The sequence below is a fragment of the Rhodothermales bacterium genome (genome assembly GCA_040221055.1).
In the GTDB taxonomy this organism is placed as follows: domain Bacteria; phylum Bacteroidota; class Rhodothermia; order Rhodothermales; family UBA10348; genus 1-14-0-65-60-17.
The window spans coordinates 20,211-46,012 of the sequence record JAVJVN010000020.1; the positions used below are offsets into that span (position 1 = coordinate 20,211).

Genomic DNA, 25,802 nt, shown 5'->3' on the forward strand with positions numbered 1-25,802 from the left:
ATTCAGCCTACCGCTTCCGCAGGATCACCCCTTCCAGGAGGATATTGGCGGTAATCAGCGACGTGCCGGACGTGCGCGAGCACGTGACCGGAATGGAGGCCATCCTGAGGTCGCCCTCGGCATCGAGGACGGCGGGGATGGCCTCCGGCGCGTTGGCCGATCCCGCCTCGCCGTGCGGCGTCAGCGATACCGTGACCTCGCCCCGTTCGAACGTGCCCCGCTCATTGGCAATGCAGGTCTCACTCGGCCCCTGGTCGAAGCCGGCAGTTACGATATAGGTGGCGAAGGCCGCATTGAAGACGTACGTGCCTCCTTTTTCCAGGCGCAGGAATCCGTCGGTCATGACCCGGTGGCGGTCCGCCCGATCGCCCACATAGTCAATCCCTACGGTTTCCGGGATTTCCGAATCCAGGAACGGGGGATCGATGAAGCTGGCAGGCGCATCGAGTCGCTTCAGGGCAACAACATCCCAGACTTCGTCCGCCAGATCCAGCGGACCCGCCGTGCCCCCGAAGTCCTCACCGCCGAGCGGATCCAGATTCGAGCAGCCAACGAGCCCGAACACCACCAGCCCGAACCCGAGCGCCCGCCCGAACGACAACGCATATGTCAAGGCGCGGCGCATCAGACGCGGTGATGGTCCGCCTTCCAGTTCGTGATGGCCTGCTTGATGGCCTTCTGGGACAGGTTCTCGGACACAGCCCGCGCGGCGAGCGCATCGACTTCATCATCACTGGCAAACCGGAGGCCGACAATCTGCGCCATGGAGAGCCTGGAATCCAGCGGACGACCGGTACGGACAAACGATCGCAGGTTTTCTTCGGCCCGGATGGCCCGGTCCTGGGCCTTGAGGGCAAAGACCCGGCAATACCACAGCGCAGACGTGACCAACAGGCAAAGCGCCAGGATGAGGCTCGCGCTGTACTGTGCGTTCGTGCCCCAGGCCTCGTACATGTTCACACCGGCGCCAATGAAGGTGAGCAGGAGAACGAGGAACGTGAAATAGTGGAATCCGGGCACCATGCGGGCGTGGTTGGCAAAATTCTGTTCAGCCATGACAGTAGCGGTTCGTTTGGTGGTTTTCCGGAATATACGCGGGCCGTATGTTCACACGATCATAGAGTACGTCCATCTTCCCGGAATTCTGACATGGTCCGCTGTTTCCCGCGTTTTCCCGCCGCCGCGTTCACCCCCGTCGTCGCCGTCGCAGTGACCCTCGTTGCGCTCACAGCCCTGCTGTCCCCGGCGGCCGTCGCCCAGGAAGCCGCTGACCTGGAACGCATTGGTTACTACGAAACCGCGCTCGGTGACTACGATTACCGGATTTCGTCCTCCGTGGACTCGACCCGCCTGTTCTTCAGCCAGGGCGTCCAGATGATGTACGCCTTCACGAAGCGCGATGCCGCCCGCTCCTTCCGCACGGCCGCCGAGCTCGATCCCACGTGCGCCATTTGCCACTGGGGCGAGGCCTGGGCGTGGGGACCGTACCTGAACGGCCCCATGAATGCACAGGATGCGCAGTACGCCGTCCACGCCGCCCGCCGAGCGGCTGAGCTCCGGTCTTCTGCCGACCCCCGCGAGCGCGCCCTCATCGACGCCATCGGCATCCGATACGCCGTCCCCTACGACCGCGCCGAGCAGGCCCGCCGCGACACCCTCTACGCCGAGGCCCTTGAGGGCGTCGTCCGCCAATTCCCGGACGACCTGGATGTCGCCACGCTCTACGCCGAGGCCCTGTTCCTGCTCGAGCCCCGCCGCGGCAACCGCGACGTGAACGACCCCGATGTCATTCGTCTGCACACCGTTCTGGAGGACATCCTGGCCCGTGACATCACCCATCCGGGCGCCTGTCACCTGTATATCCACGCCACGGAGTCGAGCCAGGAGCCGGCGCGGGCCGAGGCGTGCAGTGAATACCTGGCCGACGCCATGCCGGGGGCGAGCCACATCAACCATATGCCGTCCCACACCTGGAACGAAATCGGCCGCTGGGGCGATGCCGTGCGTGCGAACATCAAGGCCTGGCACGCCGACCAGCGCGCCGCCTGGGGCGAAGGCTTTGCCATCTACCCCTCCCATAACCTGCACATGCTGCTGTTTGCGGGGTCCATGGACGGCCAGGGCGGGGTGGCCACGCAGGCCGGCCGCGACTACACCGTGCTAACGGGCAATTCCATGTACGAAGCCATGACGCTGGTCCGGTTCGGCCGATTCTCCGAGGTCGCCGGGGTCGAGGCCCCGGATCGCGGCGGTGACGTCGCTCACGGGTTGTGGTCCTTCTCCCAGGGTTATGCCGCACTGAAGGAGGGCCGCCGGATGGATGCGCTGCGCCATCTGGCATTCGTGGAGGCACTGGCCGATACGTCGTCCGGTCGGTTCCGCTTCCATTCGGCCGAACAGTTGCTGGGATCGGCCCGTCACCTGTTGGCCGGGGAAATGGCGCGCATGGACGGGGATCTGGACGATGCGATACGCCACTTCGAATTGGCCGTGGCCTTCGAGGATGCCCTGGACTACGATGAACCCGAGCCGCTGCCCTTCGATGCGCGCCACTGGCTGGGATCGGCCCTGCTGGCCGCCGACCGCCCCGCAGACGCCGAGGCCGTATACCGGACCGAGCTCGAAGATCACCCTCGCAACGGGTGGTCGTACTTCGGGCTGTGGAAGGCACTGGAGGCCCAGGGTCCGTCGCGCGCCGCTGACGCCGAGGCGGCCCGGGCCGCATTCCAGACCGCGTGGGCCCGCGCCGATATCTGGTTGCGGGACAGCCGGTTCTGAGCCCGAAGTCGCGAGCGGGATCCGACGCTTTCGCGTTACATAGCGCGGCTATGTAACTCTGGCGGCGCGGCATACGTAGTGGCGCAAGGTATGTGGTCCGGACGGTCCGGCCACCCTTTCACCACGCGAATGTACCCGTGATACCCAAAGCCCTCGTCGCCGCATCGACCCGCCCGCTCATCCTGTCCATCCTCGCCGATTCCGGTGAGAGCTACGGCTATGACATCATCAACCGCGTCAAAGAGTTGACGGACGGTCGATTGGAGTGGCAGGATGGCATGCTGTATCCCGTCCTGCACCGTTTGGAGCAGGAAGGTCTGCTGCTGGCCCGGTGGGGCCGGTCCGAAACCGGACGTCGCCGCCGTTATTACCGGCTGAAGCAGGAAGGCCATGCCGCCCTTGAGCTCGAAAAGGAACAGTGGCTCCACGTCCACGAAGCCCTGGTGACGTTATGGAACGCGAGCTGAAAAAGCAGGTCGCCGCGTGGCGCCGCGCCATGGAGCAGCGCACGCCGTTCAAGCCGGCCCAACTGGACGAACTGGAAAGTCACCTGTTCGACGAGGCCGAGCGCCTGCTTGCGGACGGCAAGTCCGTGCGCGAGGCCGTGCTCGGCGCATCGGCCAGACTGGGCCATGCCGACGTCCTGGCTGGCGAGTACCGGAAAATCCAGGACGCATCAACATCCACCCGCGCGGCGCATCATCCCCTCATATTCAATCTCAGATGGAGTCTTGTCATGTTCAGGAATTATTTAACCGTTGCCATCCGGAGCCTTCGTCGTCAGGCCGGATTCTCGGCCATCACCATCGGTGGGCTGGGCGTGGGATTGGCCTGTGCATTCCTGATCATGCTGTTCGTGCGGCATGAGCTGTCCTACGACCGCTTCCACGAGAACGCCGACAATCTGTACCGGATGTATTTCCGGACCGTAACCGGTGAGAATGCCGGAGAGACCTCCACGAACTTCGCGGCGGGGATGGCCGGAATCCTGGACGGGCGCGTGTCCGGCCTCGTGGAGCTGTACCTGTACGAGGAGTCGCAGCCGGTGTACCTGGAGGTGGGCGGCGAGAGCCGTCGCATAGGCAAGGCCGGATTCATGGATCAGGCGGCCTTCAATGCGTTCACGTTTCCGCTCGTCGAAGGCGATGCACAACAGGCACTGGTGTCCCCGTCGTCCATCCTGTTGACGCGTGAGGCTGCCCGCACGCTGTTCGGGGACCGGTCTCCCGTCGGCGAGCTCGTTCGGTACGGGACCCGTGAACTGACCGTGACCGGCGTGCTCGAAGAACTGCCCAGCAATTCGCATCTGGAATTCGATGCGCTCCTCCCGTTCGATGTGATGGCCAACCGCATGGGGGATGATTCGCGCACCAACTTTTCCAATTGGAACTACTCCCTCTACGTCCGCCTTGCGCCCGGCGTGGCACCCGCCTCGCTGCACGATGCGTTGCAACAACCCCTCGTCGAACAGTTCGCGGGGGATGATGGCACGGTCTCGTCCGAATTGCTGCTGCAGCCCATCACGTCCATCCATCTGGCCTCCGAAATCCAGGCCGATACGAACGCCACGACCGATCCCCGGACGGTGTGGATGTTTGCGGCCATCGGACTGCTCATCCTGTTCATAGCGGGTGTCAATTTCACGAACATGGCGACAGCCCGGGCCATGCAGCGGGCCCGGGAAGTGGGCGTCCGGAAAACGGTCGGTGCCGTTCGGGGTCAGCTGACCTCCCAATTCCTGTTGGAATCCGGTGTCAGCGGCGTGATGGCGGCGGTTGTCGGGGTGGTGCTGGCCGTGCTGGCGCTCCCCGTGTTCTCCGGGCTGCTCGGCGTGGAAATGGGTCTCGGCGGAGGTGTCCTGTCGATCGCCGGTCTGCTCGGTGCCATGTTGGCCATCGGTCTGCTTACCGGGTTGATGGCCGGCGTGTATCCGGCGTTTTTCCTGTCGGCCTTCCTGCCGTCGCGCGTCCTGAAAGGGGAAATGGCCACCGGCGGTGGTTCGGCGGTCCTGCGCAAGAGCCTGATCGTGGCGCAGTTCGCCATTGCCATTGCCCTTGTGATTGCCACGGTCAGCGTGTACAACCAGTTGCAATTCATGAAGTCACAGGCCCTCGGCTTTGACCGGGAGCAGGTGGTGTACGCGCCCGTGAATGCCGAAATCAGGGAGAACTTCGACCGGTTGCGGACGACGGTCCTGCAGAGTTCGCGGATTGAGGCCGCCACATTGGCCGGCAATGTCCCGGGCCGCGTGGGCACGTCCCGCGGGTACAACTGGCCCGGGCAGACCGGGGAAGGCGAGGAAGGGCGCTCCTTTACAACCGTACTGGCGGACCACGACTACATCCGCACGTTCGGGCTGGAACTGATTGCCGGCCGGGACTTCTCCCGTGACCGGCCGAACGACTTCGAGAATGCGTACATCCTGAACGAGACGGCCGCCCGGGAGCTCGGGTTCGAGGATCCGGCAGCAGCCATCGGACAGCCTTTCCGGGCGTGGGACAAGGAGATGGGCGAAGTCATCGGTGTCGTCCGGGACTTCCATTTCCAGTCCCTGCACGAAGCCATCCATCCCGTGGTCATCAACATCAAGCCCTGGATTTCATGGGCAGCCTTCCGCGTGGCGCCGGGCGATGCCCAGGAAGCCGTCGACGTCCTGACGGCGGCGTGGGCCGGCGTCAGCCCGGGTTACCCGTTCGATTTCCGGTTCCTGGATGAGGACTTCAACCGGCTGTATGAAACCGAGCAACAGCTGGGTGACCTGTTCACGTTCTTCGCGCTGTTGGCCATCTTCGTTTCATGCCTGGGCCTGTTCGGCCTGTCGGCATTCAGCGCCCGCAAGCGGGCGAAGGAGATCGGCGTCCGCAAGGTGCTCGGCGCGAGCGTGACCGACATCGTGGTCATGCTGTCGCGGGAGTTCACGGTATTGGTCATCGTCGCATTCGCCCTCGCTGCACCGGTAGCCTGGTACCTGATGGATGCCTACCTGGCCGATTTCGCGTATCGCACATCGGTGTCGGTCTGGCTGGTGGCCGGAGCCGGGGTGGGCGCACTGTTGATCGCGCTCCTGACGGTCGGTTACCAGGGCATCCGCGCATCGACCGTGAATCCGGTGGTCGCGCTCAAGACGGAGTAGGGCCTGCTCTGCAGCTCATTTGCTCAGCAGCTCACACAAGAACGGAAGGTGGTCAGCGTCGGTCCGCCGGTCGAAGCCCGGTCATGTCGAACACCCTCCCGCTCCGGATGAGCGCGTCCGTACTGCCCGTGACGCTGGCCTTCCCCTGGGCGACGGCTTCCCTGAGCAACACGGTCCCGGCCAGCAGATCCCGGTACGTGGACGCATCGGCCGTGAGCGTGAAGGCCGGATCGGGCGCCGGGCCTTCCCAGGTGTGCAACTCCCCGTCGCACACGTGGGCATGGAAAATGTCGTCGCCTATCCGGTACTCATAGTACTCGTCCACGCCCTCGGCCCGATCCGGCCGGAATACGGCGTGCATGATGAGGACCGACGAACTCGGTACATGGTAGTCGTCGGCTGCCGGCGCCGGCGCAATGCCCAGACCCCAGCGCGCCAACGGAACTATGGTTTTTTCAAGCTCGCGGCCGGTCTCCGTGAGTTCGTATTCACCGGAGTCCAGCTTCCGCAACACACCAGCCGCCGCCAGGGACTTCAACCTGTCCGCCAACAGATTCGTCCCGATCCCGTGCAGACGCACCTCGAGCTCGGAGTACCGCTTCGGCCCGGTCATCAATTCCCGGACCAAGAGCAGACTCCACCGCTCGCCGATCACGTCCAGCGCCAACGCCAGACCGCAATATTGTCCGTAGGATCGTTTGGGCCGGGTTTTTTGCTTTGAAGACATGGCGGCTGTCCTGAATACCGTGGTCACTTTGAATGAACACAGCCAGTCTACTGATCAGCTATATATTATTCAAGTAATCGCTATTGTTTTTCAAGCCGTCCTGGAAGACTGTTGATATGGCAATGGATTACTTGGCCACCGCTTCGAAACGCGCTTGAAGATCCTGTAGTTCTGACTTCAATTCCATATAGCGCTTCTCGGCCTCCCCGCCAGGGTGTTGGTCGGCACCGGATGTCATCCCGTACAGGTACCCCATCTGGTTCAACATCATGGGGGTCGCATAGCTGTCGGTATCGGAATTCTCCAGCGCCTCTGCGATGGCGGTCAGTTCCTTCCTGGCGTCGGCGCCCTCCGGCAATGCCTCAAGGGCCTTCTCCACCCGGTCCTGCAACGCATAGGCCTCGGAGATCAGCGTGACCATTTTCTGGTTGAAGGCCAACTGCACTTCCATGTCTGCCTGCGATACACCTTCCAGGCGCGGGTCGGGGACGATGGTCAACACCTGTGTGCGTTCCACCGCGCCGGCCCTGAGCGTGAGGGTGTAGTCCCCGGGGACGGCCATCGGGCCTCGGCCGGTCCGGCCGTTGCCGTAGTCCGGTCCCTCATGGCGCATGTCCCACACGAACCGGTGGACGCCGGGGGTGGTGTCGAGATCGCTGCCGCGCGGGGCCGGGCGGGGCGGCTGGCGCATGCCCTGTTCCTCACTCGCGGGCGCTGCGGCTTCCCCCTCGAACGACCCGACGAGTGTACCTGCGGCATCGTGCACCTCCAGGGTGACCCGACCGGTGAAGCCTTCGGGCAAACGGTAGTCAATCCGGGCGCCCGGTGGCGCGTATTCAGGTTCCTCGGGCCGTCCGCCCCGGGCCCCCCACCGTCCACGGACAGCCGGGGCCGGAGCAAACAGGTGGGGCTCTGCCTGGAACGCATCCATCTGCAAACGGGCTGTGCGGTGCGCGCCGGCCCATTCCCGAACGGGGCTCAGGTCGTCCATCACCCAGAAACCGCGTCCCATGGTGGACAGCACCAGGTCGCCGTGCACCAATCGCATGTCGGTGATCGGCGTGACCGGCAGGTCGAACTGGAACGTCTGCCAGCTTGCGCCATCATCCATGGAGACCCATACGCCATAGTCCGTACCGGCATAGAGCAGCCCCGGCACTTCGGGATCGACGCGCAGGATCCGCGCGGGGTGGTCGGCAGGAATCCCGGTCGCTATCCGGGTCCACGTTTTGCCGTAATCGGCGGTGCGATAGAAGTACGGTGTGAAATCATTCAACAGGTACCGATACGCCGCGAGATACGCCACGCCCGGCGTGTGCGGCGATGGGTCCAGGCTGTTGATGCGCCCCTCGGGCGGCATGTCGCCCGGCGTCACGTCCACCCAGGTCGCTCCCCCGTCCCGCGTGACATGCACCGGACCGTCGTTGGCGCCCGTCCAGATGACGCCGGGCTCCAGGGGAGATTCCTCGATGACGTAAAGGGTCGAGTAGTGCTCCTCCCCCGTCCCGTCCCGCGTGATGGGGCCGCCGGAAACCATCTGCCGCTCCGGCCGGAAGGCGGTCAGGTCCGGGCTGATGGTTTCCCAATCCTGCCCGGCGTTCCGCGTCCGATGGACGTACTGGGAGCCATGGTAGACCGTCTCCGGATCGTGCGGCGAGACTTCGATGGGCACGACACGCTGGAACCGGTACGGCAATTCAGCCGGATTGCGGCTGTACAGGTTCCACGCACCTACGTAGTAGCTGCGCTCCTGGCCCGTCCGGTCGTTGTAGACCCCGAACTGGCCCTTGCAGTTGGCATAGACGATGTCGGGATCGCCCGGCTTGGGCACGACCGGTCCGGTTTCGCAGCCGCCGACGGCCTCCCAGTACGCCTGGTATCCGCCAGCGCGGGATCCGGCCGGATTGGACGGGACCCGGATGGTGGAATTGTCCTGCTGCCCGGAGTAGATCCAGTACGGGAAACGGTCATCCACGTCGGCGGAGTAGAGCTCGGCGGTCGCCTGGTTGTCCTGCGGGGACCACGTTCTCCCCCCGTCGAGGGTCACGTTCACACCCCCGTCGTTGGCCTGGATGTAGAGATCGGTATCATCCGGATTGATCCACATGTCGTGGTTGTCGCCGTGCGGCGTTGAAATCCGCACCCAGGTCTTGCCGCCGTCATCCGAGCGATGGAAGCCGAGGTTGTTCACGTACACCCGGTCCGCATCCACCGGGTCTGCATCCACGTTGGTGTAGTAGAACGGGCGCGTCATGAGGAAGCCCTCGTTGGACACCAGTTGCCACGATTCCCCGTGGTCATTGGAGCGGTACAGGCCTTCCACTTCCGGCCGGGCCTCCACAAGCGCATAGATGCGCGACGCATCGGCCGGCGTGACGGCAAAGTCGATCTTGCCGATGAGGTCCGTCGGCAACCCCTTCATGCTGCGGGTCCACGTGGCGCCCGCATCGTGCGAAACATAAATGCCATTCTCGGAGCCATCATCTCCCGAAATGATGGTCCACGGTTTGCGCTCGGCATGCCAGAGCGCAGCGTAGACCTCATCCGAATTGGCCGGATTCAATTCCAGGTCGATGGCACCGGTCCGGTCACTGACGTGCAGGACATGCTGCCAGGTGGTGCCCCCATCCACCGATTTGTAGACGCCCCGGTCCGGGTTCGGCCCGAAAGGTGAACCCTGCGCCGCGACCCAAACGATGTCGGGATTCGTGGGATGCACCACCACAGCGCCGATCTGACCGGTCTTGCGGAGGCCCATGTGTGTCCAGGTCTTCCCGGCGTCGGTTGATTTGTACAGGCCGCGCCCGATGATGACGTTGCTGCGCAGGCCGTCGGATCCGGTACCGACATAAATGATGTCGGGGTTGCTGTCGGCCACGTCAATGGATCCGATGGAGGCCGTTTCGAAGAAGCCGTCGGAGATATTGGTCCAGGTCTGCCCGGCATCGGAAGTTTTCCAGACGCCGCCCCCCGTGGATCCCATGTAGAAGGTGTGGGGATGAGCGCGGTGACCGGCCACCGCCGTCACCCGACCGCCGCGCGAGGGCCCGACGTATCGGTAGTCCAGGTCCTGGAAGGTGGATTCCAGGCTGGCAGGTGCGGCTTGGGCGGATGCTTCCTGTGCCTGGACAGGCATCAACATCAACGAAAGCAGGGCGAGCGAAGAGAAGCGGAAGGCACGTGGTGGGAAGAATGACATGTCGAGCGGACGTGGGTGGAACAGATGCCCCAAGGTAGCATCGGTTCAGGTTCTGGACCTCAGAAATCCTCGACCAACACCCCCATCTTTCCCATCTGCGCGTCGCGCATGGCTTCCAGTATCTGCGTGGTCGTGTTCATGACGTAGGGACCCGACGTTACCACGGGCTCGCCTATCGGCTCGCCGAGCATGAGCAACGCACGCGTATCCATGTCGGCATCCACACGCAACGGCCCCACGCCGGCCAACTCGGACAAATATCCACCGGGCAGCTCCACCTCCTCATTCAGTGTCAGCTGACCGTCGAGCGCATACAGGAATCCCACCTGGCCGTCCGGAAGCGCCAGCGTCGTGGACGCCCCTTCCTCGGCGTGCAGCACCAGTGCGGTGATGGGCGTATGGGTGAGGACGGGGCCTGCGGTCCGGTCCAGCGCCCCGGTTACGACCTGGACGTGGAATCCATCCTGCTCGAGGACCGGAATGTCCGCTGCAGACAACCCCTGGTACCGGGGCTGCACCATTTTGTCACGCGCCGGGAGGTTCACCCAGATCTGCATGAGTTCCCATTCGCCACCCTGCTCGGCCAATTCCTTCGTTGGACGTTCGGAGTGGACAATGCCCATGCCCGCAGTCATCCACTGCACACCCCCTGCCCGGACCACGTGGTCATTGCCACGTGAGTCGCGATGATGCACCCCTCCCTTGAAAACGAACGTGACCGGCTCGAAGCCCCGGTGGGGATGCGGAGGCACGCCTTCCTGGGACTGCCGCCCCCCGGGCTCGAACGTCACCGGACCGGCGTGATGCACCAGCAGGAAGGGATCGATGTTGTTGATGCGGGCATGCGGAAGCGGCTGCCTGACGGCGAAGCCGCCCATGTTCATGTGGACGGCCCGGACGGGCGGATAGGCGGTGCGATGCATGACTTGGCCGTTGGCGTGGTAATGATTACGCAAATATGCAATCTTATACTGCAAGCAAGGGCCGGTTTATCCCGCAACCCGGGCACCGTTCCCCGACCAGCGCTTCATCACCATCATCCTTCCTTGTCATGAACCCTGTCAATTGGTTTGAAATCCCTACGTCCGACCTGGATCGGGCCCAGCGCTTTTATGAGACCGTAATCGGCGTGGAACTGAACCGTCAGGACGTCATGGGCCTGCCCATGGCCTGGTTTCCGATGGTACCCGGAGCGGCCGGATCGTCCGGAGCCCTTATCCAACAGGAGTCCTATGTGCCATCGTATGAGGGCAGTCTGGTCTACCTGAGCGTGGACGATGTAGCCGCGGCGCTCGATCGCGTCCGCTCGGCGGGCGGAAAGGTCATCACCGAAAAAATGAGCATCGGTGAGTACGGCTTCGTGGGCCATTTCGAGGACTCGGAAGGCAACCGCGTAGGGCTGCATTCGAACGAATAGACGGTTGGCTTGTCGCTGGGTGCGGTCGGTTCGGGTCAATTCTCGAACCAGTTCACGACGCTCAGCCCTTGGAAGGACGCAAAATCACGTTCATTCCGGGTCACCAGAATAAGAGAACGAGAAGCCGCCGTAGCTGCGATCATACCATCCACGAAGGCGGGTGTCTGACCGGCAGCCGTCAGCCTGGCTCGTTCGCGGGCATGCCATATGGATGCGGCGGAGTCATATTCCAGGACCTGCAGCGCGGGCAGCACCATGGTCTCCAGATACTTCGAAAGCCAGGCTTTCTTACGTCCGTCCGGCAGGCGTACTACACCGTACACCAGTTCATGCAGACACACGGATGAAATGGCGGACTCTCGTCCGTGACGCCTCATTTTCGCCAGAACGTGCGCGTGAGGATCAGGACGCGACAGTTCCGATACGATGTTGGTATCCAACAGATACCGGATCATGATTCCCGCCCCGGCGACCGATCGCGAAGTCCCTCCAGGTCTTCCGGGTCCAGGGGCGACGGCCCGTACGTCTTCAGGAATTGGTCGTAGAGTTCGCTGAAGGGACGCGGTCGCTGCTCCAACGCCTCCTCCAGCAACAGGATGGCCTGTTGATTCAAACTGCGTCGTTCTTCGTCTGCGAGTCGGCGAAGACGGTCCATGAGGTCGTCCGGTATGGATTTCAAGGTCAACGATGCCATTCCGATTCCCCGTTTTGGTTCCATAATGGTTCCAACGACGGGATCGACGTCTGGTTTCGACACCGTCAGGGCGGCGGCATAACCGGCTGCGTGAATCCTATATTGGGGCGAACCAATCCCGCTCTGCCCTAACCAGCCCGAATAGCCCCATGCGCTGCATCCATTTCCCGATCCCGGCCTTTGTGTTTTCCGCACTGGCCCTGGCCTTGCTTCTGCCCCCGTCCGCCATGGCCCAGGACGAGTCCAAGTGGGACGTGAATGACGCATTCGGCCCGACCGAGAACGTGTCGTTCACGACCACGGAAGGAACGTGGATGAGCCTCGACGTGTCGCCCGACGGCGAAACCATCGTGTTCGATCTGCTGGGCGATCTGTACACCATGCCCATCGGAGGAGGCCGCGCCACGCCGCTCACATCGGGGCCGGCGTGGGATGTGCAGCCCGTGTTCAGCCCGGACGGGTCCCGGATTGCCTTCACCAGCGATCGGGCGGGGGGTGACAACATCTGGACGGTGGCCCGCGACGGATCGGACCCGAAGCAGATCACCAAGGAGTCGTTCCGGCTGCTGAACGGTCCGGCGTGGACACCTGACGGCCAGTACCTGTTGGCGCGCAAGCACTTCACATCGGGCCGGTCGCTTGGCGCCGGTGAAGTCTGGATGTATCATGCGTCCGGGACGGCCTCGGGCGGACTCCAGCTCACGGAGCGAAAAAACGACCAGCAGGATCAGGGCAACGAGATCGCCGTGAGCCCCGATGGCCGGTACGTGTATTACAGTGAGGACATGTCGGGCGGCTCCACCTTCGAGTACAACAAGGATCCGAACGGCCAGATCTACGTCATCCGTCGCCTGGATCGGGAAACCGGCCGCACGGAGAGCTATGTGACGGGCGCCGGTGGATCGGCCCGCGCCACCCCCTCCCCGGACGGTAAGAAGCTGGCCTTCGTCCGCCGGGTCCGCGACAAGAGCACGATTTACCTGTTCGATACCACGACCGGCCGCCAGCGCATGGTGTATGACGGCCTGGATCGGGATCAACAGGAGGCCTGGGCCATTTTTGGTGTGTATCCGCGCATGGACTGGACACCGGACGGCCGCTCCATCGTGTTCTGGGCGGGCGGAGGTATTCACCGACTGGATGTGGCAGCCGGCACCACGACCCCCATTCCCTTCAGTGTGGACGTGGAGCGCACCATCCATACGGCACTGCGGGTACCGGTTGACGTCCTTCCGGAGCAGTTTGAAGCCCGGATGATCCGCGACGTAGCCTCGTCCCCCGACGGAACACAGGTGGTGTTCCACGCGGCCGGATACCTGTACGTGAAAGAGCTTCCGGACGGCATGCCCCGCCGGCTCACGTCCCAGACCGATCATTGGGAATACAGCCCGTCGTTCAGCCCCGACGGCCAGACGCTTGTCTACACGACCTGGGACGACGACACGTATGCCACCATCCGTGTGCTCTCCTTCGCGAACGGCCGGTCACAGGTCCTTACAACGCGGCCCGGGCACTACCACGAACCCCGGTTCTCGCCCGACGGAACGCAGATCGTGTACCGCCGCGGCGGTGCCAGTTCGCTGATCGGTCCGCTTCACGGGATGGACACCGGTATCTGGCGCATGGCATCGACCGGCGGAACGCCGGTGTTGGTCAGTCGGGGAGGCTCCGATGCCCGCTTCGGCCCCGATGGTGAGCGCATCTATTTCATGAGCGGCGGAGGCCTGAACAAATCCTACCGGTCCGTGGACCTGCATGGCAGCGACGAACGCACGCATTTCACCATGAAGTACGCCAATGTGGTGGTTCCCAGTCCCGATTTCGAGTGGGTGGCGTTCAATGAGTTGTTCAACGCCTACGTGGCCCCGTTCCCGAAAACCGGCGAGGCCGTGGACCTGGACAAGGATACAAAGGCGGTACCGGTAACACGGATCACGGAAGACCTGGGTACGGATGTCCACTGGTCGGCCGACGGGCAGCGCATCCATTGGGTGATCGGTCCCACCTATGTCAGCACGGAACGGCCCTCGGGAGAGGCCGGTCGCTTGGACAAGGACGACGTGTCCTCCACCCGGACGGACCTGGGACTGGTCCTGGAAAGTGATGTCCCGGAAGGCATGACCGCTATTACGAATGCGCGGATTGTGACCATGAACGGGGATGAAATCATTGAGCGCGGTACGGTGGTCGTGGACGGCAACCGGATTGTGGCCGTTGGCCCGACGGCCTCGACCACGGTCCCGGACGGAGCGCGCGTGGTGGATGGGACCGGAAAGACAGTGCTGCCCGGATTCGTGGATGCCCATGCGCATGTATCCCATTTCTTCTCCGGACCGGTACCGGAACAGCACGCGGGGTATTCGGCCAACCTGGCCTTCGGCGTAACGACCGCGCACGATCCGTCGGCCAATACCGAAACGGTATTCACACTGTCGGAAATGGTGAAGGCCGGTCGCCTGCAGGGACCCCGCATTTTCTCAACCGGGACCGTCCTGTACGGGGCGGATGGCGACATGCGGGCCATTGTCAATTCCATGGAAGATGCACGCTCACATTTGCGACGCATGAAAGCCGTCGGAGCCGTCAGCGTGAAGAGCTACAACCAACCGCGCCGTGACCAGCGCCAGCAGATCATGCAGGCCGCACGGGAGCTGGGAATGAACGTGGTGCCGGAAGGCGGTTCGACGTTCAACCACAACCTGACCATGATCGTGGACGGGCATACGGGCATTGAGCACAACGTTCCCGTGGCTCCCCTGTACCACGATGTACTGGAGTTGTGGCGTCACAGCGGAACGGGCTATACACCTACGTTGGTGGTAGCCTACGGTGGACCCAGCGGCGAGCGCTGGGCCTACGAGCAGGACAACGTATGGGAGAATGAACGCCTGCTGCGCTACGTGCCGCGTTCAGGCATCGATCCCCAGTCCCGCCGCCGACAGAAAGCCGCCGGCGACGAGTATTTCCACGACGAGATTGCGGCCGCTGCCAAACGCCTGGTGGATCAGGGCAACCTGGTCCAGATCGGCTCGCACGGTCAAATGCAGGGCCTGGCCTTCCATTGGGAAATGCGCCTGCTGGAAACCGGTGGCTTCACACCGCACGAAGTGCTGCGTTCGGCCACGCTCCATGGTGCCCGCTACCTGGGCATGGACGGCGACATCGGCTCCCTGCAGGTCGGCAAACTGGCCGACCTGCTGCTGGTGGACGGCAATCCACTGGTCGATCTGCGCGCCGCCGAGAACGTCTCGCACGTCATGATCAACGGACGGCTCCTGGATGCCATGGCGCTGCCGCGGGGAGCCCGGGCAGACCTGGACTAGTTCAGACCTGGACTAGGGCGGATTATTCCGGACGCTCCAGGACCGGGAGGTCGAGTGCGGCAATCCTGCGCTCGAATTCCGGCACCCGGATGTCCAGGATGGCCGTCCATTTGCCGAGTTCGTCGTTGATTTCCGCCACCAGCTGGTCCCGGACGACGTACGCCTGGTCCGTGGGGCGGTAGTTGCCGCTTGCCACGACCCCGCCCACGGCGGCCAGCTTGTTGTTCAACCGGATGGGAAAGTTCAGCGGGTCCTGACCGGACCGGTTCTTGGTCTGGTACAACGCCTCCTCGATGGCCGTCATGTCGGCTACCATGGAATCGGCGAGGGCCTCCACGTCTTCGTTCCCGTCCGGAATGCGCTTCACCAGGTCATTGATCTGGGTCCGGAAGGAACGGATGTGTTTGATGGTCCTGTGGGTTTCCGAGAGCTTGTCCCGCACGTCAATCAGGAAATCGAACTGCTCCTGCAGGTCGGCCATGGACGATTCACTGCGGGGATCGGGCTGGATCCCGAAGGGGACCTCCGTCGAGTCGTCACCTGCAACCAGGCGGGCCCGGTACGTGCCGGGGACGGCGCGTGGGCCCCGCACGGATCCCGCCCACATGATGAGCCCATCGAACGATTCCGCATCCTCGTACCGCATGTTCCAACGGAACTCGTTGAAGCCGGCTTCCGCAGGCACATCGTCGTTGTCGAACGATTGGATAAGCGTGCCGTCGGTTTCCAGGATCCGGAGGGTCAACGCATCTTCCATGTCCTCGGGCAGCCAGTACCGGAGGCGAACCGCTGACTCGGCACCGAGGGTGATCGGGTACGGACTGTGGAAGCGGTAGGACTCCGCCACCTGATCGGCACCTACATGGTGCAGCGGCGTGAGGTCCTCCATGATCCAGAACGCGCGTCCCTGAGTGCCTACCACCAGATCATGATCCCGCCATTCCAGGTCGGTGATCGGTACGATGGGCAAGTTCTGCTGGAAGGGTTGCCAATGGGCACCGTCATCGAATGAGATGTACATCCCAATCTCCGTACCGGCGAACAGAAGCCCGTCCACGACCGGGTCGACTTCAATGGCGCGCGTGAAGTGATCGGCCGGAATCCCGTTCGTGATCTTCGTCCAGGAAGCGCCGTAATCGGACGTCTTGTACAGGTACGGGGCAAAATCGTCGGACTTGTACCGCGTTCCGGCCACGTACAGGCCGCCCGGGTTCCGGGGATCCACGACCATGTCGTTCACCTGCATCCACTCCGGAAACAGGCGTGCCGGCGGTGTGACATCGGTCCAACTGGCTCCACCGTCGCGCGTGATGTGGATGAGGCCGTCATCGGATCCGGTCCAGATGACCCCCGGCTCCGCTCCTTCCGCAAAGGTGAAGATGGTGGCGTAGTACTCGACCGCGGTATTGTCTTTCGTGATGGGACCGCCGGAGGGCCCCAACGTCGTCGGGTCGTTGCGGGTCAGGTCGGGTGACAACGCCTCCCAGGACTGCCCGTCATTGTCGCTCTTGAACAGGACCTGGGCGGCCGTCAACACGCGTCCGGGTACGTGCCGGGAAAACTTGATGGGGAAATTCCATTGGAACCGGTACGTGTAGTCCTCCGCGCCGTGACCCATGGGATTGTCCGGCCAGACGTTCACGTTCCGGGACTGCCCGGTCCGGTGATCCAGCCGCTGCAGGTAGCCACCGTACGAGCCCCCGAACACCACATCCGGGTTGTCCGGATGGGCGGCCAACCAGGCACTCTCTCCTCCGGCAGTCTCTTCCCAGTCGTCTTCGCTCCCGGTGGAGGTATGCAGGATGCGAACGGTCGAGTTGTCCTGCTGGCCGCCATAGATGCGGTATGGGAAGTGGTTGTCCGTCGCCACGCGATAGAACTGGGCCGTCGGTTGGTTGTGATACGTGCTCCAGGATTCACCACCGTTGTACGTGACCTGGGCACCGCCATCATCGGCCACAACAATGCGATCCGGGTCTTCGGGAGCAATCCAGAAGTCATGGTGGTCACCGTGGGGTGTAGAGACGGACTCGTACGTACGACCGCCATCCGCCGAATGCCACAGGCTCACATTCAACACCCAGAGATCATTCTCATCCTGCGTTCCGGCATACAGGCGCGTGTAGTACCAGGCCCGCTGGCGCAGATTCCGGTCGTCGTTTATGCGGCGCCAGCTCTTTCCGGCGTCCTCGCTGCGATACACACCGCCCTCCTCATGCTCTACGATCGCCCAGACCCGGTCCGCATTCACCGGGGAGACCGCCACGCCGATAATGCCCAGCACTCCCCCGGGCAGGCCGTTGTCCTGGTTCGTGAGCTCGGTCCACGTATCCCCGCCATCCGTCGACTTGTAGAGACCCGAGTCCTCCCCGCCACTGGACAATTCGTAGGGGGAACGATACACCTCCCACGTCGAGGCATACAGCACGCGCGGGTTGGACGGGTCCATGACCAGGTCGACGGCACCTGCCTTGTCGCTGACGAACAGGACCCGCTCCCACGTGGCGCCTCCATCCTTCGAGCGATACACCCCCCGCTCCTCGCTCGGACCATAGATGCGTCCCAGCACGGCGGCATACACCAGGTCTGGGTTACGCGGATGGATGCGTACACGGGGTATGTGATGGGAGTCGGCCAGCCCGCTGGCCGTCCAGGTACGCCCGGCATCCACGGACTTCCACATGCCGGATCCGTGGGACACGTTCCCTCGCAACGTCTTTTCGCCACCGCCCACGTAGATCACATTGTTGTCCCACTCGGACACAGCCACGGCGCCAATGGATCCGCCGAAGTAGCCGTCCGAAATATTCTCCCACGACCCACCCCCATCTTCCGTTCGCCACACGCCTCCTCCGGTCGCGCCCATGTAGAACAGGTCCGGCTTTCCGGGCACGCCCGTCACGGCCGCGCTGCGGCCGCCCCGCTCCGGACCCACGAAACGATACTCCAATCCCTCAAGCAGGGATGGGTCTACGGACTGGGCCTGGGCAAAGGCCGCGGGCGAGAGGACGAGCAGAAGCAGGGCAAGCAAGCGGTGCATGGGACTTTGGGAGTAGATATACAGTGCGGGCGGTCAGGCCCGATTACCGTACCAAACATACCGCTCCCCGAACCTTCTTGCACTCGTCTGATCACCGCAACCAGCGTGTCCGGATCGTCGCCTCCAGGGCGCCCAACCCCACCAGCAAGGGCGACACGTCGTCGGTCTCCACATCCATGACCACATACCCGACATCCGGCATGGTTTGCAGGTATTGGCCGGCAATATTCACGTGATTGGCGGCCAGTACACGGTTCACCGCCGTCAGCACCCCGGGCTCGTTCCGGTGGATGTGCAGGATGCGGCGGGCAGACACATGATCCGGCAAACTGACTTCCGGGAAGTTGACCGCGCCCACGGTGGATCCGTTGTCGGAATACTGGATGAGCTTGATGGCCACGTCGGCCGCAATATTCTGTTGGGCCTCATGCGTGCTGCCACCTATGTGGGGCGTCAGGAGCACATTGTCCATGCCCTGCAATTCAGATGTGAACCGCTCCTGTGTCGTGGCCGGCTCCTTCGGAAAGACGTCCACGGCAGCACCGGCGACGTGTCCGCGTCGAAGGGCTTCAGCCAGCGCCGGGATGTCCACCACGCCGCCGCGCGACGCATTCACCAAGTGACTGCCGGGCCGCATGCGGGCCATTTCAACCGCACCGATCATGCCCCGGGTGCTCGGCGTATCGGGTACGTGCAACGTGACGACATGCGCGGCCCCCAGGACCTCTTCCAGACTGGTGCAGGCACGGGCGTTGCCCAGCGGCAACCGGGGCGCCGTATCGAAATACGCGACATGCATCCCCAATCCTTCGGCCAGCACGCCCAATTGCATACCGATGTGCCCGTATCCCACAATACCCAAGGTTTTTCCGCGGACCTCGTGGGCCCCATCGGCGCTTTTCTGCCACTCGCCCCTGTGCGCTGCCGCATTTCGGGCCGGAATTCCCCGGAGCAGCAGGATGATCTCGGCCAGGACGAGTTCGGCGACCGACCGGGTGTTGCCATATGGTGCGTTGAATACGGGAATCCCGAGCGTGCGGGCAGCAGCCGTATCCACCTGGTCGGTCCCGATGCAAAAACACCCAACGCCGGCGAGGCGGGGAGCGGCGGCCAGGATATCTGCCGTCAGCTTCGTACGCGAGCGGATGCCCACGAAATGCGTGTCCGCAAGGCGTTCGGCCAACTCATCGGGCGGCAAGGTGCCGCGTATGCAGTCCACATTGGCATAGCCGGCGCGCGCAAAATGCTCCACGGCCGAGGCATCTATGCCCTCCAGGAGGAGAATCCGGATTTTATCTTTCGAAAGCGACAACATGGTCAGGTCATGCTACATTGCAGGTGTCCAACTTACCCCGGCCAAAGGAAAGAACCATGATTCCTGTACGTATTCCCGACGGGTACGCCAGCCGTATCCTGTTGCCCTGGGCGCTCGCGTTGTTGTCCGCACACATGCTGGTCATGATGTACCACTACTGGATGGACGACGTGCCCTGGCTGGTCCGTCAATTGATTGACCTGGATGAGGAAAACAATCTGCCGACGTGGTTCTCCAGCTTCCTGATGCTGAACGTGGCCGGCCTGCTCTTCCTCATCCGGAAGTCGACCGATGCGTGGCGTGGGCACTGGACGCTGTTGGCGGCAGGCTTCTTCCTGATGTCGGTGGACGAAGTGGCCGGGGTCCACGAAACGCTCAACACGGCGACGGACACCTTGTGGGTCTGGCCGGCGCTCGCGTTGGTAGTCTTGCTGGGTTTGTGGTTCCTGCCGTTCCTGCGGGCCCTGCCGCGCGCCACCACCTTTCGGTTCATCCTGGCCGGATTGGTGTTCGTCGGAGGCTCCATCGGAATGGAGATCGTCGGGGATCCCATGGACGCCGACACGCTGGTTTACAACATGACGGTGTTGGTGGAAGAAGGCATGGAAATGATGGGCGTGCTCCTCTTCGCCCATGCCCTCATCCTATACCTACAAGCTCAACATCGAACACCAACGTTGCATGTGGAGGTATGACGCCTCCGGCACCATAGCGGCCGTAGCCAAGCTCCGGCGGAATGGTCAGGATCCGACGTCCACCCACCTTCATGCCGGCAACGCCATCATCCCATCCGGCAATCACGCGGCCTGCACCCAAGGGGAAGGAAAAGGTCTCCCCCCGATCGCGGGATGAATCGAACTTGTCACCCCGGTTTTCGGGTGCACTCATATCGAAGAGCCAGCCGGTGTAATGCACCTCGGCATGCTGGCCGGCTTTGATTTCCGGTCCGGTGCCGATTTCCACGTCTTCTATCAGGAGTTCCTGGCTCATTGTATGCTCTAGTCTGCTACGGTAACGAAATACGCCTGTGGTTCACCGATGACGCCGGCCAACCGCATGGTCACACGAAGCAGTTGGGACGACATGTAGTCCGAAACAGTTTCCGGATCCGTCACGCTGAACATCATCATCACGTCGTTCGGGTCGTCCAGCGCCTGAGTGACCATCATGGTGTGCACACCCGCGTTGGCCCGCTCCTGTTCGTGCCCCTTGAAGGTGTTCATCCAGCGCTCGAAATCCTCGACGGGGTGGCGGACCAGCAGACGCAGCCCGGTCTCGGTGGTCGTGGGCCAGAGGGTCCCGTATGTGACCAGTTCGGTGAGCAACTCGCCCGTGACCCCGGCGAATTCCATGGACCGGGCCGTCTCGGGATCGGTCAGGAAGGCCGTGGCCGCTTCCCGGTCCCGGACCGTCAGCAGGACGAACACGAGGTTCGGATTGTCCTCCGCCTGCATGACCAGTTCATCCTCGACGCCGGCATCCAGACGGGCGTCGACCTGTGCATTGAACCGCTCCCGCCAGACGGCATAGTCGTCGACCTCATGGGCGACCAGCAGGCGGACCTGATCGGTAACGGCCTCAGGTGCCTCTTCGGCCGGTTTCGCGCAGGCGGTCAGAAAAAGTACGAAAAACAGGGTGTACAGTAGGCGCATGACGGACCTCGGGGTGTTCGGATCTCAACACCCGCAGTATCCGCAAGGAAATCAATCCCGCCCGTACACGAAAGTCATGCACGTTGTGTAGGGGATATCCCCGCAATCACTGGCCATCCCCGACGTCCTCGAGGGCCGGTACGAGTTCGATCGCGGCGGCATCCACGGCCGCACGGTACGCCGCCCACTCAGCCTGAAGCACGGCGTTTACGCGTTTCTCGTAGGCATCGATGGACGCTGAGGCCAGTGACAGCGCGACATCTTCCGGAGTATTCGGGGCGCGATCACTCGAGAAGATGTAGGAGCGGGCTGTGCCAAGGGTATTGGATACGGTATGCGGATTCCGGTAGATGCCTTGCTTGCCCTCCACGCCGAAGAATTCATCCAGGAGGACATCCAGGGAATCGCCCACCGATGCGCCGCGTTTGGCGACAGCCGTTGCCAGGGAGTCGTCCCGACCTTCCATCTGCGCCGATACGCGTGCAATGACTTCTTTCAACTCCCGCAACCGATCCGTAGTCCGGGTGGCACGGGTGGCCAGTTGTTCATACGTGCGGTACATGGCCATACGTGCCAGTGCCGCCTCCCGGTCGTACGGATAGCGGGGATCGGGCTCGACGTGCAACTGGACGCTGGATGTGTGATCGCCGTACGTCATTTTCACGGTATAGGTACCCGGCAACACCTGCGCACCCGAAGGCTCGGCGGCATTGGCCCGGGGAGCGGTCCGACTGGGCGTCCGGACCCCCTTGCGCGTGAATGACCAGAACGTCCGGTTCATTCCGGCCTCGGCCGGCGCGTCGAACGTCCGGATGACCGCGCCATCCGCGTCCAGGATGTCGACCGTGACCTCCTGTTCCTCGAGGGACGTATCGGGCCGGATGCTGTAGGTAAGCATGGCACCGCGCGGACGATTCTCACCTGCATACATGGCATCCCCCATGAAACGGGTTCCGGATGCCTGGATATTGGCGGCCATGTAGGCTATCGGCGGCTCATACAGCCGGACGGGGTCTTCGAGCACGTCCAGCCCCTCAGACGCCAGCGCCCGAAGCGGGCGGATGTCATCCAGGACCCATGCCGAGCGACCGAACGTGCCAATGACCAGATCGTGCTCGCGCGGGTGGATGACCAGGTCGATGGTGGACGCCGTGGGGTACCCCTGCGTCCATTTCGTCCAGGTCGCGCCATCATCAATGGTCACGTACAGTCCGAATTCCGTGCCCATGAAGGCCAGCCGGGGTTCCACCGGGTCCTGAACGTAGGAGAGGGCGAAACCATATACGGTGTTGGCATCGGCCACACGTTCGAAGGTGCGACCGAAATCACGCGTGCGATAAACGTACGGCTCCCAGTTGTTCCGGCGATGGTCTTCCACCACCACCACGGCCTCGGCGGCATGATGGGGGGACGGCTTGATCTGTTTCACCCACGATCCGTCGGGTACGCCGCGCAGGCGACTGGCCAGGTTCGTCCACGATCCGCCGCCATCCCGGGACAACTGCAGATTGCCGTCGTCCGTACCGACCCACAGGATGCCCGGTTCAACAGGAGATACGCCGATCGATACGATGGTGGTGTGGTTTTCGGCCTGCGTGACGTCGTACGTCAGACCGCCGGACTCGAATTGCTGCTGTTTTTCAGGATCGTTCGTGGTCAGGTCGGGCGATACGATTTCCCAACGCTGTCCCCTGTTCGTGGATTTGTGCAGGAACTGGCTGCCGAACCAGAGGGTGCCGGCATCGAACGGATCCTGCGCGAAGGCAGCGTCCCAATTGAACCGCAGGAAGGTGCCCTCCGGATGGAGCGGCTTGATGAAGCTGGAATTCCCGGTTTCCCGGTCGTATCGCGAAATGCTCCCCCCCTGGCTCATGGCGTAGCCGAACCGACTGTCTTCCGGATCGGGCGACACGTCGAAGCCGTCACCGAAGGCCATTTCCTGCCAATGACTGTTCCGGATGCCGCCACTCCGCCACACGTACGCCGGACCCACCCATGACCCGTTGTCCTGCATGCCGCCCATGACGTTGTAGGGGATGTCCATGTCCACGTTGATATGGTAGAACTGGGCCACCGGCAGATTCTCGGCAAATCGCCACGTACGCCCCTTGTCGTGCGTAATGGACAGGCCACCATCATTCCCTTCAATAATGAAGTCAGGATCGGACGGGGAGACCCAGAAGGCATGATGGTCCGGATGGATGCCGTTCTGGCTGTAGCCAGGCTGCCATTGACGGAAGGAACGCCCTCCGTCTTCGCTTACATATATGTAGGTCTCCGGACGATAGATCCGGTTCTCGTTCTCCGGGTCGACGAAGATGTCCGCATAGTAGAAAGGCCGACTGTTCACCCCATCATCGGAGTTCACGAGCCGCCAGTTCGAACCGCCGTCATCCGATCGGTACAGCCCGTTCTTCTTGGCTTCAATCAAGGCGTACGCCACTTCCGGTTCATTGTGGGCGAAGGCCAGGCCGATCCGACCGAGATCCCCGGCGGGCAGTCCATTCTTGGTCGTTTGTCGGACCCAGTTGATGCCGCCATCCCACGTTTCCCAGATTCCGGAATCGTCTCCTCCGGAATGGAAGAACCACGGCCACCGCCTGAACTCCCACATGGCCGCGAGCAGGTGGTTGGGATTGGACGGGTCCATGACCAGATCGCCGATACCGGTACCATCGTTGATGAACAGGCTCCGCTCCAGCGTTTTGCCACCGTCACGGGTCACATAGACTCCCCGTTCGTCCGATGTGCCCCAAGCCGGTCCCTGGACCCCGATCCAAGCCACGTCGGGATCGGTCGGATGCAGCAGGATCCGATGGATATTGCGGGACATCTCCAGGCCGAGCCGTGTCCACGAACGGCCGCCGTCCAGGGATTTATAGAGGCCGCTTCCGGAAGATTGGCTGTTGCGAGGATTGCCTTCTCCGGCTCCCACCCAGACGATATCCGGATTGGACTGGTTGATGGCCACGGCACCAATGGAATGGTCCGGTTCCTCATCGAAAATCGGCTTCCAGTCCACGCCGCCGCTCGTGGATTTCCAGAGTCCCCCTGAAGCCGTGCCCACATAGATGACGGACGGATCATCGTGGACCGCATCGATGGCCGTCACGCGTCCGCTCATGCCGGCCGGGCCGATATTGCGGGGCTTCATGGCCGACATCGCGTCCATGTCCAGCTGCTGCGCACGCACCACCGGCACAGCCAACATGAAAAGGATCAGGAAGGTCGTGGTCGTGGTCGTGGCCAGGTGTTTCATGCGTCCGGGATATTGGGTTTCCACGTGCCCTGCGCGACGGCAGGAATGAAGGTGTCGAGACCGTCCGGTCTCCAGGTCAGGCGTCGTCCCTGTTCCGCGCTCATGTAGGCGGCCATGAGCTGTTCCGTGACGTCAAGACCCGCATGGAAGTCCAGCGCGGGTTGCTGGCCATCCAGGAAACAGCGGATCATGTGGCGGTTCTCGTCTTCGTATCCATATTCAGCCGCCTCGTTGCCCACGTAGGGCATGCTGCCCTGCTCAGCATTCTGCTTCTCCACCAGGTCTTCGCCGGACGAACCCGTGACATTCCTGCTCAGGAACACGGTCCCGCCGGAATCCAGTGAATTCACCCGCATGGAGTATTCAGGTCCCAGCAACTCGGAAGAAAGGCGAAGACCGGCCCCCACGAAACTCCAGGATGTTGTCACCTCGGCAATCAAGGGATGCCCCTGTTCGTCCACATACTCGATGGTGGCACGCGCGAAATCCTCGGCAGGTCGCGTTGCGTAATCGATGGACTTCCCGAACTGCGCACGCAGGATTTCCGCGTATTCAGGACGCGACCACTTCAGTGAGGCAATATGCCCGGTCACCGCTACCGGGCGGATGGACGACCGCGGAGCCCCCGGACGCGTAAGCAGATAGCGGGCTACCTCGACGGAGTGGCACATCATGTCATTGAGGACGCCTCCACCCTGGCGGGTACCGTCCCAGAACCAGGCGGCATGCGGGCCGGAGTGCTCTTCGGCTGCCCGGGCCAGATACGGTCGGCCGCTGAGGGCCGCACCCCGCTTCCATGAAATCTCCTTGCCGCGCATGAGGGCCGGAGAGAATACCTGGTCCTCCAGATAGCCATGAAGCAGACCGGACTCTTCCACCAGTTCCACCACACGGCGGGCCTCGGCGACATTCCGGGCGAGGGGTTTCTCACAGGCCAGTCCCACCAATTCTCCTACGCCCCGTCCCAGCGCATCGACAATCTCTTCCATATTCTCGACACGGCGGTGGTTCGGGCCGCAGATCCAGAGGCAATCAATGGCCGGATCGGCAATCATCTCCGTAATCGAACCATAGGCCTTGGCCTCACCGACCCGAAGCGTTCGAGCGAGGGTCGCAGCCTCCTCGGCATTCTCCCTGTTGGGACTCCAGACGCCCAGGATATCCGCGTCACGGACGGCCTGCCAGGAACGGATATGGAATTGGGCGATGAAGCCACTTCCGATGAAACCGACACCAAGTCTCTTTTTTCCGGTCATACTCATGCG

At 62.8% G+C, this 25,802-nt stretch carries 19 protein-coding genes; 6 read left to right on the plus strand and 13 right to left on the minus strand.

What is annotated here, in order from left to right:
- Positions 1-7: 7 nt before the first annotated feature.
- Together RIE53_12630 and RIE53_12635 are read right to left on the minus strand one after the other, a co-directional pair.
- Positions 8-625 carry a hypothetical protein gene (locus tag RIE53_12630; GenBank protein MEQ9105528.1) on the minus strand — a complete coding sequence of 206 codons (618 nt, stop codon included), beginning with the start codon at positions 623-625 and terminating at the stop codon, positions 8-10.
- Positions 625-1,056 carry a DUF6526 family protein gene (locus RIE53_12635; GenBank protein ID MEQ9105529.1) on the minus strand — a complete coding sequence of 144 codons (432 nt, stop codon included), beginning with the start codon at positions 1,054-1,056 and terminating at the stop codon, positions 625-627. The genes RIE53_12630 and RIE53_12635 overlap by 1 nt, the downstream gene beginning before the upstream one ends.
- A gap of 93 nt (positions 1,057-1,149) precedes the next feature.
- Between RIE53_12635 and RIE53_12640 the strand changes: the two genes are divergently transcribed.
- From RIE53_12640 to RIE53_12650, 3 genes are all read left to right on the plus strand, one after another.
- Entirely contained in the window at positions 1,150-2,778 is a 1,629-nt protein-coding gene (locus RIE53_12640; GenBank protein ID MEQ9105530.1) for a hypothetical protein, read from the plus strand.
- Between the two features lie 137 nt (positions 2,779-2,915).
- Positions 2,916-3,245 carry a helix-turn-helix transcriptional regulator gene (locus tag RIE53_12645; protein ID MEQ9105531.1) on the plus strand — a complete coding sequence of 110 codons (330 nt, stop codon included), beginning with the start codon at positions 2,916-2,918 and terminating at the stop codon, positions 3,243-3,245.
- Complete coding sequence (locus tag RIE53_12650; protein MEQ9105532.1) at positions 3,230-5,911, plus strand: ABC transporter permease; 2,682 nt, start codon at positions 3,230-3,232, stop codon at positions 5,909-5,911. Before RIE53_12645 ends, RIE53_12650 begins: the two co-directional genes overlap by 16 nt.
- A gap of 52 nt (positions 5,912-5,963) precedes the next feature.
- Here RIE53_12650 and RIE53_12655 read toward each other — a convergent pair whose 3' ends face one another.
- The 3 genes from RIE53_12655 to RIE53_12665 all read right to left on the minus strand — a co-directional run bounded on the left by RIE53_12655 (position 5,964) and on the right by RIE53_12665 (position 10,760).
- Positions 5,964-6,638: a winged helix-turn-helix transcriptional regulator gene (locus RIE53_12655; protein ID MEQ9105533.1), complete on the minus strand. Its 675-nt coding sequence runs from the start codon at positions 6,636-6,638 to the stop codon at positions 5,964-5,966.
- Positions 6,639-6,765: 127 nt separating this feature from the next.
- Positions 6,766-9,837, minus strand: a complete 3,072-nt coding sequence (locus RIE53_12660) for a glycosyl hydrolase (GenBank protein ID MEQ9105534.1) — start codon at positions 9,835-9,837, stop codon at positions 6,766-6,768.
- Between the two features lie 59 nt (positions 9,838-9,896).
- Entirely contained in the window at positions 9,897-10,760 is an 864-nt protein-coding gene (locus RIE53_12665; protein ID MEQ9105535.1) for a pirin family protein, read from the minus strand.
- 128 nt (positions 10,761-10,888) lie between these two features.
- Between RIE53_12665 and RIE53_12670 the strand changes: the two genes are divergently transcribed.
- Positions 10,889-11,254, plus strand: a complete 366-nt coding sequence (locus RIE53_12670; GenBank protein MEQ9105536.1) for a VOC family protein — start codon at positions 10,889-10,891, stop codon at positions 11,252-11,254.
- A 35-nt stretch (positions 11,255-11,289) separates the two neighbouring features.
- Here the strand turns inward: RIE53_12670 and RIE53_12675 are convergent, their stop codons facing one another.
- Positions 11,290-11,709 carry a type II toxin-antitoxin system VapC family toxin gene (locus RIE53_12675; protein MEQ9105537.1) on the minus strand — a complete coding sequence of 140 codons (420 nt, stop codon included), beginning with the start codon at positions 11,707-11,709 and terminating at the stop codon, positions 11,290-11,292.
- Positions 11,706-11,933, minus strand: coding sequence for a hypothetical protein (locus RIE53_12680; protein ID MEQ9105538.1), 228 nt, complete (start codon positions 11,931-11,933; stop codon positions 11,706-11,708). Before RIE53_12680 ends, RIE53_12675 begins: the two co-directional genes overlap by 4 nt.
- Positions 11,934-12,097: 164 nt before the next feature.
- On the opposite strand from RIE53_12680, the gene RIE53_12685 reads away from it, so the two are divergent.
- Positions 12,098-15,271, plus strand: a complete 3,174-nt coding sequence (locus RIE53_12685; protein ID MEQ9105539.1) for an amidohydrolase family protein — start codon at positions 12,098-12,100, stop codon at positions 15,269-15,271.
- Between the two features lie 22 nt (positions 15,272-15,293).
- Here the strand turns inward: RIE53_12685 and RIE53_12690 are convergent, their stop codons facing one another.
- Both RIE53_12690 and serA read right to left on the minus strand, forming a co-directional pair.
- On the minus strand, positions 15,294-18,311 hold the full coding sequence (locus RIE53_12690; protein MEQ9105540.1) for a glycosyl hydrolase: 3,018 nt from the start codon (positions 18,309-18,311) through the stop codon (positions 15,294-15,296).
- Positions 18,312-18,402: 91 nt separating this feature from the next.
- Complete coding sequence (serA, locus tag RIE53_12695) at positions 18,403-19,626, minus strand: phosphoglycerate dehydrogenase (protein ID MEQ9105541.1); 1,224 nt, start codon at positions 19,624-19,626, stop codon at positions 18,403-18,405.
- Between the two features lie 56 nt (positions 19,627-19,682).
- Here serA and RIE53_12700 point away from each other — a divergent pair, with 56 nt between their 5' ends.
- Positions 19,683-20,321, plus strand: a complete 639-nt coding sequence (locus RIE53_12700; GenBank protein MEQ9105542.1) for a hypothetical protein — start codon at positions 19,683-19,685, stop codon at positions 20,319-20,321.
- On the opposite strand, the gene RIE53_12705 is transcribed toward RIE53_12700, so the two are convergent.
- From RIE53_12705 to RIE53_12720, 4 genes are all read right to left on the minus strand, one after another.
- Positions 20,266-20,616: an FKBP-type peptidyl-prolyl cis-trans isomerase gene (locus RIE53_12705; GenBank protein MEQ9105543.1), complete on the minus strand. Its 351-nt coding sequence runs from the start codon at positions 20,614-20,616 to the stop codon at positions 20,266-20,268. The two genes, RIE53_12700 and RIE53_12705, sit on opposite strands and share 56 nt — an antisense overlap.
- An 8-nt stretch (positions 20,617-20,624) precedes the next feature.
- The gene (locus tag RIE53_12710) at positions 20,625-21,278 is read right to left on the minus strand and encodes a hypothetical protein (GenBank protein ID MEQ9105544.1); all 654 of its coding nucleotides are present in this window, start codon (positions 21,276-21,278) and stop codon (positions 20,625-20,627) included.
- A 106-nt stretch (positions 21,279-21,384) separates the two neighbouring features.
- The gene (locus tag RIE53_12715; protein MEQ9105545.1) at positions 21,385-24,537 is read right to left on the minus strand and encodes a hypothetical protein; all 3,153 of its coding nucleotides are present in this window, start codon (positions 24,535-24,537) and stop codon (positions 21,385-21,387) included.
- Positions 24,534-25,799 carry a Gfo/Idh/MocA family oxidoreductase gene (locus tag RIE53_12720; GenBank protein MEQ9105546.1) on the minus strand — a complete coding sequence of 422 codons (1,266 nt, stop codon included), beginning with the start codon at positions 25,797-25,799 and terminating at the stop codon, positions 24,534-24,536. The genes RIE53_12715 and RIE53_12720 overlap by 4 nt, the downstream gene beginning before the upstream one ends.
- Between the last annotated feature and the right edge of the window lie 3 nt (positions 25,800-25,802).